Consider the following 11,511-nt stretch of genomic DNA (forward strand, 5'->3'; position numbering starts at 1 on the left):
AAACAGCAGTACCGCTAGGAGCGGTCCGCTAAATAGCAAATTTCGATTCAATGTCCGCCATCGGCGTCGCGCCGCTCAAATCCGGTTGATAGACAGGGCGATGGGTCTGATAGAGCACGCCCATATTGAAGCCGTCGTCGGTCATCAACAAACGCCCGGCCCGGCTGGTATCGTCGGTGCGTTCCATGGGCGCCTCGCGCACCATCTTTTTCCAATCCCGCTGTTCGGGGCGGAAGGTGACGCAGGGGCTGAGCACCTGAATCATGGAAAAACCGGGATGTTGAATGCCTTCCAAAATCAACTTGGCCAGACCGTTGGGGTCGCCGGAGAAGCCCCTGGCGATGAAAGTTGCACCCGCCGCCAAGGCAACGCCCAGCGGATTGAACGGCGACACGCCGGTGCCGTGGGGCGTGAGCTTGGAGGCGGTCCAGTCCGGTGCCGTGGTCGGCGAGGCCTGCCCTTTGGTCATGCCATAGACTTCGTTGTCCATGACCACATAGGTGAGATCCACATTGCGGCGGCAGGCATGGATGAAATGGTTGCCGCCAATGGAGAAGCCATCACCGTCGCCGCCCGTAGCAATAACGGTCAGGTCGGGACGCGCGACCTTGAGCCCCGTTGCCAGCGCCAAGGCGCGGCCATGCACGCCATGAAAGCCATAAACGCTGGTATAGGCGGGAATCCGCGACGAGCAACCGATGCCGGAAATAATCGCCACGTCTTCCTTGGGCCGCCCCCATTCGGCCAGCGCCTTGGTAAAGGCGGAAAGCACCGAGAAGTCACCACATCCGGGACACCAGACGGGCTTGTATTCGGATTTGAAATCCTTGGCGGTGGGGGCGTCGGTCTGTGGGCTGCCGTCCATGGGATCAGCTCCATTTCTTCAGATAAGCGTGAACCTGTGCCGGGCGAATGGCGATGGGGCCGGGTTGATTGAACACCGCCACCTCGTCGGGCAAATCGTAGTGGGCGCGCAGATAGCGATAGAACTGTTTCGAATGGGTCTGTTCCACGATCAGCAGCTTTTTGACCCCGTCCAGGGCTTCGGCCATGGCCTCTTCCTGTACCGGCATCAACAGTCTTGGCGAAATCAGCCGCACTGAATGGCCTTCCAGTTCGTGACGCCGGATGGCCTCGCGGCAGGGACCGGTGGAAGAGCCCCAGGTAAGAATCGCGATCTCGCCCTCGCCCTGAATGGTCGCCCAATGGTCGCCAAAATCGAAATCGGCCAGCTTGCGATGGCGTTTGTCCAGTTGCACAGAGTGGTCCTCTGTCTGGCTGGAGGGTCGTCCGTTGGGGCTATGCTCCAGGCCGTCGGCCACATACTGCCCGCCCGCCGTGCCCGGAATGGCCATGGGCGAAACACCCTCGTCATTGACTGCATAGCGTAAATAATCTTCGGTCCCGGCGTCCATGGTCGCCCGCTTGCCCACAAAGGCCAAATCAGCGGGCTTTTCGACCACTGCCCGGGATTGGCCCAAGGACTGATCGGTCAACAATATGGCGGCGGTCTGAAGCTGTTCGGCCAGATAGACCGACCACTGGGCGGTAAACAGGCAATCGGCAATGGAGTTGGCTGCCGTGACAATATGCGGCGCGTCCCCGTGCAGACCATACAGGGCGATATTCAGGTCACTCTGTTCGGACTTTGTGGGAATACCGGTGGAAGGCCCGCCCCGTTGCACATCGACAATCATGATCGGGGTTTCCGACGCCACCGCCAGACCGATGGATTCCATCATCAATGCCAGGCCAGGGCCCGAGGTGGCTGTCATGGCGGGCACGCCGCCAAAAGACCCGCCGATAATCATGCCGATGGAAGCCAGTTCGTCTTCCGCCTGCACCAGGCTGCCGCCGACCTTTTCCAAGTTCGGGGCCAACCATTCCAAAACCTCGGTGGCCGGGGTGATGGGATAGGCCGCGACAAAGCGCACGCCGCCGCGCAGGGCACCCAGACCAGCGGCTTCATTGCCGCTCATGTTCCAGCGTTCGTTTTCCGCGCTTCCCCAATCACCATCCAAGGGATAGCGCACATCCAGGTCCGCGGCCAAAGCGATTCCGGCATTGATCGCCGCCTCGGAGGCCTTGATGGCTTCCTCGCCTTTGCGGGCCAGGGATTTGTGCACAATCTTCAAAAACTGTTCCGCCGGGACGCCGGTCAGCACACTGAGCATGCCGAGCCCGACCATATTGGGACGTCCACCTTGAATACCCTTGGCGACTTTCTTGAACGCTACTGGCACCAGCCGGGCGCCGCTGGATGCGATCACCTCGGGGACATCACCGGCCGAGGCTTCATAGAGCACTGTGCTGGTCTCGTTGAGGGGCAGTTCCGCCGAGAAGCGGTCCACGTTCATCCAGTCAAAGGCCAGGTGGATATCCACCAAATCTCCCACCCCATCAATGGCATGGGGCGCCAGCATGACAAAGGCCGCTGCCTCGCCGCCGCGAATTTGAGGACCCGATGATCGGGTCATTTGACCGAGCAAACCCGCGCCCGCCGCCGCATGCAGGAGCATCTGCCCCGCCGTCATCACACCAGACCCGCCAGCACCGGTCATGGCAATCGACACAGTATCCAAAACCTGATCACTCCTTGCGCTTAAAAACCCCTTGATAAATAGGGTCTTCCAGGATTTCAGGGTACGCTCAGACCATTAATATCCCTCTAAGCGGGGAATGCAAATGATTCCGAAAACAGGCGCACGCCAGACTCGACCGAGGCCATCACGATATCATATAACAGACACACACTGCCACAAGGGAACGCGGCCAATTCCACTTGGTGCTTGGCCTTTGCGACAAGATCATTATACTATTATATAGCCGTTACATATGGCTTGGCGTCACTGTAAAAAGAACAATCATGCAGCCCAGAACCCGCCCAGTGAAGATCCTTTTCGCGGAAGCCGACGCGGACGATGCCAGGCGTCTAAGCGAAGCCTTTAAAGCCCTTCCGACCTCGACTGAAATCCATCATGTGGAGACAGGCGGAGCCCTGATCGATTTCGTCACGGGCAAGGATGATTCCGCGCCCCGACCGGATCTGATTTTGCTGGGATTGGAATTGCCGCCGGAATCCGGTCGCGAGGTTCTGATCGAACTGAAATCTTCCGAGGCCTTGCGCGCCATTCCGGTAATCGTTTTTTCCCGCTCCGCAAATGAAGCGGATCGCCGGACCTGTTACGATCTGGGTGCCAATGCCTTTGTTCGCAAACCCGATGATCCGGAAGCCTTTGTGCAGGCCGTGCAGGCTTTGGAGAAATTCTGGATGCAGACGGCCCGGCTGCCCGGTTTGCAGGAGATGAATTTCTTCTCCACCGGCGCCAGCTTCACCTGAAAAACTACTCTGCTTCGTTCGGGCTCTCTTTGGCGTCACTCGCCGAGGCAGGCTTGGGGACGAACGTCACCGTCGCCAGCGGGGGAATAGTGATGTTCAGGGAATAGGGCTGGTCGTGCCAAGCCAGATCCTCGGTCCAGAGGTCCCCTTCGTTCATCACGCCGGATCCACCGTATTCGGATTTATCCGTATTGACACACTCCACCCAGGCTCCCGGCACCGGCACACCGAGCCGGTATCCCTGGCGCACCACCGGGGTGAAACTGTTGATCACCAACATCACCGAACCGTCCTTGCCATAGCGCAAATAGGCGAACACGCTTTGGTCCACGTCATGGTTTTCGACCCAGCGGAAGCCTTCGGGCTCACAATCTTGCTGCGGCAACGAAGGATGTTCGCGATAGACCTTGTTGAGATCGGCGATCAGCGTCTGCATGCCTTTGTGCAGCGGATTTTCGAGAAGGTGCCAATCCAGACTTTCGGCATAGGCCCACTCGCGCTCCTGACCGAACTCGCCCCCCATGAACAACAGCTTTTTGCCAGGATAGACCCACATAAATCCGAAATAGGCGCGCAGACCGGCGAAACGCTGCCAGGTGTCGCCAGGCATGCGGCCAAGCAGTGAGCCCTTGCCATGCACCACCTCGTCATGGGACAGGGGCAGCACGTAGTTTTCGGAATAGGCATAGAGCATGCCGAAAGTCATATCGTTGTGGTGATATCGCCGGTGCACCGGATCCTTGGACATATAAAGCAAGGTGTCGTGCATCCAGCCCATGTTCCACTTGTAGCCGAACCCAAGCCCCCCCAGGTAAGTGGGCCGCGAGACCATGGGCCAGGCCGTGGATTCCTCGGCCAGGGTGAAGGCCCCTTGCCCACGCTCATAGACCAATTCGTTCAGACGCCGCAAAAAGGCGATCGCACCCAGGTTCTCGCGCCCGCCATGTTCGTTGGGGATCCATTCCCCTTCCTTACGGCTGTAATCCAGATACAGCATGGACGCCACCGCATCCACGCGCAGGCCGTCCAGATGGTACTCGTTGATCCAGAATAGCGCATTGACCAGAAGGAAGTTGGCCACTTCCTTGCGGTCGAAATTGTAGATCAGGGTGCCCCAATCCATGTGCCGGCCCTGACGCGGGTCCGCGTGCTCATAAAGGTGCGTACCGTCAAAGTATTCCAGACCATGGGTATCGGTGGGGAAATGCCCCGGGACCCAATCCAGAATGACGCCGATGCCTTCTTTATGGCAGCGATCAACAAAATAGCGGAATTCGTCCGGCGTGCCGAAGCGGCTGGTCGGTGCGAACAGGCCGATGGGCTGATAGCCCCAGGAGCCGTCAAAGGGATGTTCGGTGATCGGCAGAAGTTCGATATGAGTGAACCCCAAATCCTTGACGTAGCTCACCAGCTGATCGGACAGTTCCTTATAGGTCAGGCTGCGATTGTCCTCGTCGGGAACGCGGCGCCATGAGCCCAGATGAACTTCGTAAATGGAGATCGGCTGATCCACCAAGGTGGTCGCCTGACGGCTTTTCATCCAAGCCTTGTCGGCCCACTTGTAGGTGCCGGTTTTTTCAACGATGGAAGCCGTGGCGGGCGGGTGCTCACAGCGAAAGGCGTAAGGATCGGACTTCAAAGGCAGGATATTGCCGAAGCGGTCCTTGATTTCGTACTTATAGATTTCGCCTTCGCCCAACCCGGGAACAAACAATTCCCAGACGCCGATGCCATGGTGTTTGCGCATGGCATGGCAGCGACCGTCCCACTGGTTGAACGGCCCGACGATGCTGACCCGCCGCGCATTCGGAGCCCAAACCGCGAAGCACACACCGGACACCCCATCCACCTTGTGCAGATGGGCGCCCATGACCTTGTAGGCTTCCAGGTGGTTGCCCTCGCCGATCAGGTGGCTGTCCAGTTCCCCCAACAAGGATCCGAACCGATAGGGATCTTCGATCACCACGGTATCCTTGCCGAAGGTCACGCGCAGGCGATAGGACAGATCTTCCTTTGAGTCTGAAAGCTCGCCTTCGAACAGACCATTGGGATGGATGCGGTGCAGCGGCGCGAGATCCTTGCCGGTATCGGAATCCACCACCATCACTTCGCTGGCATCGGCCTGGAACGTGCGAATGATCACATGACCGTCACCGATCTCGTGCGGGCCCAAGAAAGCGAATGGATCTCCGTGGCTCCCGCTGGCCAGCGCGGTTGCGGTTTTGCTGTCCAAACTGCCCATCATGCTCATTTCACTCTCCTTGGAAACCGTTCCCGGCTTTACGGTCGCTGCTTGTTGTGTAGGCCTTTCCGCCGTTAGCGGCAAGAACTGGTTGGAATACTATTGCTTTACCTCAGTAGGTGGCTCCACCCAATTCATCGATCAGGTCGCCCAGGTGATTCTCGTAGCGGCGCCAACGCCCCGACGACGATTGATAAATGGGGTTGCGGACCTGTGAACGGCTGGCGGTGCGAATGGCGCGGTGGGATTTATGAAATTCCAGGCAGGCCGGATCCCAATCCAGACCGCAATGATCAAGCAGACGCCGCACCTCCGGTTCCGGATCGGCGACCAGTTTCTCATAGTCCACATCAAGCACGGTCACCGGCAGGACCGCATGCCAATGGCGCATCAGATCCGCATAGAGTTTCCAGGCATGCCCCTGAGCCCGCAAATTGAAACTGGCGGCCAGGCCGTCTTGGAAGTTGGCAAAGAAGTTGGACAGGCTGTTGTCCATGGCATCGCGGCGGCAATGGATATAGGTCGCCTTGGGGAATAGCAGGGCCGCCATGCCCAGGAAGGCATAGTTCCCCGGCAGCTTATTGGTGACCTTCTCGGCCTTTGGCGCCCAATCATGCAGCCGCTGATCATAGGCCCGGCCCAATCGCAGGGCGCCATCGCGGGTCAGACTGGGAAGACAAGCAGGATAGGGTTTCCGTTCCGGGGTCAAGGCGGGCAGGATCATGGACAGGTGCGGCAGATCCATCAGTTCCCCGGCCCCCGCCGCTTTCGGGTGGGCGGCAATAATCTGCTCCACCAGCGTGGTTCCGGAACGCGGCATACCGGCGATCAGGATCGGGCGTGCCGACTCCATGCCCCAGTTCTGCCGCTGTTTGAAAAACGTCGCATCGAAAATTGCCTTTAGCTGTTCCATGCGGTCTGTTTGGGCGTCGGGGTCATAGGCCCGTTTCAGGCGCTGCAATTCCCCATGGCGCAAATCGTTGGCCCGAGTCAGGGCCTCGAAGGCCTTGTCATAATCCTTGGCCTTGTCACGGATGGAGGCCAAGGCGAAATTCATCGATGCCTTTTGCTTGACCGCCAAACTTTCGCGATTGGCCACTTCCTCCAGCCGTTTGGTTTCTTCATCACCAGGCTTCAAGGCCCCCATGGAGGCCAGTTCGGCAAGGGCCGGCGGATGGTTCGGCATGTCTTCGAGCAGATCGCGCAGGATCTCTTCGGCGTCTTCCCGGTGGCCGGTCGTCAGCAGCAAGGACCCCAGGCGGACCCGCAAATTGGCGGCACTCGGTCTATGGGCGACCTGACCACAAAGGATGCGGCGCGCGTCTTCGCCCCGGCCCGCCATTTCAAAAAAATCCACCTGCGCCATCAATGCCTCTGGATGATGCGGGTCGGCTTCCAACGCCTTTTCCAGGAATCCCCGGGCCCGGGTCAGAAAGCCTCCATCGATGAAATGGGCGGACGCCTCGGCCAGGATGTCAGGGTTTTCCGGATTGAGTTTCAGTGCTTGTTGCAGGGCCTGACCGGCCATGCGTCCGCGCCCTTCGTGACGGTACAGGCTCGCCAGGTGAGCATGGGCGCGGGCGTATTTCGGGTCGATTTCAATGGCTTTCTGATATGCCTCGAGAGCCTCTTCCCAGCTTTCGCGCATTTGCAGGGCCCGCCCCAGGCTATCCCAGGCCGGGGCCATTTCTGTCCTCAGATCCACCGCTTTGCGCAACAGCTCCGTCGCCGGCACCGGCAGACCCATGTTGAGCATCAAGGTCCCTTTGTTGGCCAGAAAGGCCGGATCGTCCGGACGCTGCTCCAATGCCTTGTCGAAACAGTCCATGGCTTTTCGCGCCTGCCCGTCCAACATGGCGCAGCCGCCGAGCATATGCAGGGCGTCTGCTTGGTTGGGCACGGTATCAAGAATTTTTTGGCAGATGGCGGCCGCTTCCCCCCGGTTTCCGGCCATGATGTGCCGCCCCGCCACTTCCAGGGCCTGTTCGGGGGTCAGGGGGTGTTGCTTGTTTTCCATGAAATCCGCCGCAGAATCAGCTTCGGGACGCCCCGTTTCCGGATGCGTCCCGAGTATAGCCGATCCTTGGCGTTAGAACACCTGGATGTCGTCGGCGGTCAGGATCACCGCGCCACCGGTTCCAGATTGGATAGTGGCAATCTGGGAATAGGACCCCACGAGATTGGTATCGGTCTCCGCATACCACAGCTCGCCAACCGCCGTGTCCCCCGCATGGGTTAAGAACAGGAACACCGGATTGCTGGTATCTGTGTCCCCGGCCCCGTTCAGCACGGAAACGGCGTTGTTCAGGTAATTGATGGTCCCGGTGGCGGTGGTGAAGTTGACGCTTCCGGCATCGAAGAAGTTGCCCTGAACTCCGTCGATGGTGGCGCCGATGGTCGTCAAGGCGCTGGAACCACCAAGAGCCAGATTGGCATCACCCAACGGATCGTAGAAGCGGAACAGGTCCCCAACGCCCCCAACGCCAAAGTCTTCGATGGTGTCCCCCCCTTCGTTGACCAAGTCATCCAGGACATAAACGAAGATGTCGCTGTCCGCCCCACCGCTTATGGAGTCGCTACCATAACCACCATGGATCAGGTCGTTTCCGCCGCCGCCGGATAGGATATCCACCCCATCGTCGCCGAACAGAATGTCGTTGCCGTTGCCCCCGGACAGGGTGTCGTTGCCGTCCCGGCCATGATACTGGTCATTGAGCACGGTGCCGGTGAACACATCATCCAACCCATCGTCGCCCGCCTGGATCTCGCCATCGGCATTGCTGTTGGCGATGAAGATGGAGTCAGAGGCAAAGACACCGCCATCCCCATCCATATTCAGGCTGGTGATTTCATCAAAACCCTGCGATCCATTGGCCTGCGCGGGGTTGTAGCTTTCCGTATAGAGCAGATGGCCCGTTCCCGACGCATCTTCATAGTGCAGGAACACCGGGCGGTAATCCCATGTCGCGGTTCCGGCATTGACGAAGCTGCGCAAGCCGTCCATGGCCGCCTGCGACGTGGTGAAAGCAGCCGAACCCCAGGCATTGCCGCCCCACATGGACTGGCTGATGGTGAGATCGTCTACCGAACCGTAAGCCATGGCCCCGTGCAACTGGTCGGTCCGAACGCCAATCACGTCGTCCATGGCATTGAAGTCGAGGATCGTGTCCCCGCCCTCGGCAGCATCGAAACTCAAGCCGCTCAGGGCGTAACCAAAGATATCCTCTCCGGCACCGCCGACCAAAACGTCCGCGCCATTGGAACCATAGAGTTGATCGTCCCCGTCCAGACCCACCAGGGTATCCGTCCCGACTCCCCCAGCCAGCAGGTCGGAACCGCTGGTGGCACCGGCCCCCACGGCATCAAAAGCCAGGGCGGCGGGCGTGGTGGAGATATCATCGAACATCAAGGTTTCGATACCCGTGATTACATCAATGCCGTCGGCCCCATAGACCGTATAGACCGACTGCGCGCCGCCGGTGCCTTCGACGACCACATAGTCTTCACTGTTACCGCTGAAGACCACCGTATCGCTGCCCACATCGCCGGACCCTGTCCCTTCGTTATAACCATAGATCGTATCGTTGCCCGCGCCGCCGATTAGCATGTCGTCGCCATCGGAGCCGACCAGGGTGTCGTTGCCCGTGCCGCCGTCCAAAATGTCGTCGCCTGCTTTGCCTTCAAGTTTGTCAGCCCCGGCCCCGCCGAGCATGAAGTCCGCATCACCGCCGCCGACCAGACGATCATTGTCGTCGCCACCGTCAAGGATATTGTTGCCCGATCCGCCGAACAGGGTGTCATCTCCAGCCCCGCCGGAAACCATGTCGTCGCCAAACTCGCCGTGCAGATTGTCGTTGCCTGCCTCTCCGAAGATGGTGTCATCGCCCAGGCCTCCATGATAGTCATCATTGATGCCAACGGTATCGGTGTAGACGATTCCAGGTTCGGTGATGAAAATATCAGACGCCGAAAGAGTGGGCTCCCCTTCAAGCGTTGCCACCAGATTGTACGAGGTCGCACTATTCGCCGCGCCATCCGCATAGTAGAGATGGCCATTCGCTCCATCGGTATAATAGAGGAATACCGGAAGCCCAGCGTTATTGGCCAGCATATCCGACAGATTGGAGAAGATCGTTTGTTGGAATGACCCTTCGAAGGTATAGGAGCCCGTCGGATAGCCGGAACTGGTCGCTAGAGTATAGGTCGCCGGTCCAACCATCATATAGGACCCGGATTGTGTGAGCGTGTAGAGCTCGACCGTCGTATAGCCCACCGAATAAGACTGAGCGAGCGCATTGCCAAGAGCCGCCGAGAAGCTCACCGCTGGACCGGCAAGAATGACATTGCCCGAAACGTTCCCTTCATAGGGCATCACCGTCAAGCTGTTGAGGAACGGTTGGCTGCCGGCCAACGAGAAGTTCCCGCCGTTGCTCACTTCCAAGCGGATCTGATCGGACCCGGCGACGAAATCAGTGATCGAGTCGCCGACTTGACCATTGCCCAGCAATTCCTCTTCCACGTAATGGAAGATATCGGCGCCGCTGCCACCGGTCAGGATGTCAGCACCTTCCTTGCCGTCGATGACGTCGTTCCCCGCAAAGGCATTGATGGAGTCGACGCCCGAAGTTCCGTCGATCACGTCATCGCCCGAGGTTCCGTTGGTCCCGATTCCCAGGATGTCCAGCGCCTGATCGACCTTCAAGGTCACCGTCGCGCCGCCGGTTTCGGTGCCTTCATAGATGCTGTGCAGCCGTCCGTTAAGGGTGACGGTATTACCCGTGTCGGTCCATTCGTTTTCCGCCAGCATGACAGAGGCCCCGGCGTCGCCATTGTGGCTGGTCACGACCAGGATCCCACCGGCAACTCCCAGGCTGGCCGCCACCAGATCGGCGGTCAGGCCGCTATTGCCGCCCTGTCCGGTCAGATCGCGGACGCCGTAGAGAGTGGCGCCGGTGGATATGGCAATTTCTTCCACGCCGGAAACCGTCGCCCATTGCGCCTGGCCATCGTTTCCTTGAAGACCCAGATCGCCGCTCCACAGGGACACCACGTCGGTTCCCGCGCCGCCGTCGATCTCGTCGTCACCATCGGCATAGATCGTGTCATCGCCGATACCGCCCTGGATCCAGTCGGCCCCGTCGCCGCCGTCCAAGGTATCGTTGCCCAAGCCGCCGAGCAGCACGTCATCCATGCTGCCGCCGGTCATGTCATCGTCGCCATCAAATCCAACCACCAGGCTAGGTGACGCGCCGGTACCGTTGAGGGTATTAGCCAGATCATCGCCATAGACCAGATCATAGGTCCCGTCGTCGAAAGCCAGCTTCTCAATACCGGTTAGCACGTCGGTGCCATCGGCGCCCGTGACGGTGAAATAGCCGCTTCCCTCGGCAAAAGCATAGTCTTCCAGGTTTCCGGAAAACACCGCCGTATCGGTGCCAGTGCCGCCGTCGATGGCGTCGTTTCCAGCGCCGCCGGTGATCGTGTCGTTGCCGACGCCGCCGTCGATCAAAGCATCGCCCACGGAGGAACCGACGATGACATCGCCGCCGCCACCGCCATAAATACCACTGACGTTGGTCCAGGTGGTCACGGAGGAGAAGTCGAGTGTATTGGCACCGGCATCGCCGCTGAGGGCAAATCCGGACCCATCAATCGTCTCCACGCTGGTGGGCGCGAAATGAGCCATGTAGAGGGTGGTGCCGGTGTCGTTGCGCAGGGTATCGGTCCCCAATCCGCCATCGAACACATCGCCCGCCTCGATATTGGCCGTCACCGCGAAGACATCGTCACCGTCCCCACCATAGAGGCTGTCGTAGCCCGTATAGCCGGTCAGGGTATCGGCGCCATCATTGCCATAGATCGTATCACTGCCCACCCCGCCATTGATCAGCGGATCGGCAAAGTCAGAGCCGTAAATGATGTCTGCCCC

General features: G+C 59.4%; 6 protein-coding genes. 1 reads left to right on the top strand and 5 read right to left on the bottom strand.

All coding sequences use genetic code 11. The features are described from left to right. Nucleotides 1–28 precede the first annotated feature (28 nt). Nucleotides 29–865, bottom strand: coding sequence for a 2-oxoacid:ferredoxin oxidoreductase subunit beta (locus tag MGMAQ_RS14365; protein WP_046022084.1), 837 nt, complete (start codon nucleotides 863–865; stop codon nucleotides 29–31). 4 nt (nucleotides 866–869) lie between these two features. Further along, nucleotides 870–2,573 carry a 2-oxoacid:acceptor oxidoreductase subunit alpha gene (locus tag MGMAQ_RS14370; protein ID WP_371258402.1) on the bottom strand — a complete coding sequence of 568 codons (1,704 nt, stop codon included), beginning with the start codon at nucleotides 2,571–2,573 and terminating at the stop codon, nucleotides 870–872. 293 nt (nucleotides 2,574–2,866) lie between these two features. Between MGMAQ_RS14370 and MGMAQ_RS14375 the strand changes: the two genes are divergently transcribed. Then, a complete protein-coding gene (locus MGMAQ_RS14375; protein ID WP_046022085.1) occupies nucleotides 2,867–3,340 on the top strand; it encodes a response regulator in 474 nt (157 codons plus the stop codon). A 4-nt stretch (nucleotides 3,341–3,344) separates the two neighbouring features. On the opposite strand, the gene glgB is transcribed toward MGMAQ_RS14375, so the two are convergent. The 3 genes from glgB to MGMAQ_RS14390 form a co-directional block, all read right to left on the bottom strand. Continuing rightward, nucleotides 3,345–5,585, bottom strand: a complete 2,241-nt coding sequence (gene glgB, locus MGMAQ_RS14380) for a 1,4-alpha-glucan branching protein GlgB (protein WP_046023365.1) — start codon at nucleotides 5,583–5,585, stop codon at nucleotides 3,345–3,347. 109 nt (nucleotides 5,586–5,694) lie between these two features. Then, nucleotides 5,695–7,599, bottom strand: a complete 1,905-nt coding sequence (locus MGMAQ_RS14385; RefSeq protein WP_046022086.1) for a tetratricopeptide repeat-containing sulfotransferase family protein — start codon at nucleotides 7,597–7,599, stop codon at nucleotides 5,695–5,697. 72 nt (nucleotides 7,600–7,671) lie between these two features. Further along, entirely contained in the window at nucleotides 7,672–11,457 is a 3,786-nt protein-coding gene (locus tag MGMAQ_RS14390; RefSeq protein ID WP_046022087.1) for a hypothetical protein, read from the bottom strand. Nucleotides 11,458–11,511 lie beyond the last annotated feature (54 nt).

This window comes from Magnetospira sp. QH-2 (assembly GCF_000968135.1).
GTDB lineage: Bacteria > Pseudomonadota > Alphaproteobacteria > Rhodospirillales > Magnetospiraceae > Magnetospira.

Excerpts from the sequence above, each read along its gene's own strand:
- MGMAQ_RS14365 (WP_046022084.1), bottom strand. The coding sequence starts at position 865 with ATGGACGGCAGCCCACAGACCGACGCCCCCACCGCCAAGGATTTCAAA.
- MGMAQ_RS14385 (WP_046022086.1), bottom strand. The coding sequence starts at position 7,599 with ATGGAAAACAAGCAACACCCCCTGACCCCCGAACAGGCCCTGGAAGTG.
- glgB (WP_046023365.1), bottom strand. The coding sequence starts at position 5,585 with ATGATGGGCAGTTTGGACAGCAAAACCGCAACCGCGCTGGCCAGCGGG.
- MGMAQ_RS14375 (WP_046022085.1), top strand. The coding sequence starts at position 2,867 with ATGCAGCCCAGAACCCGCCCAGTGAAGATCCTTTTCGCGGAAGCCGAC.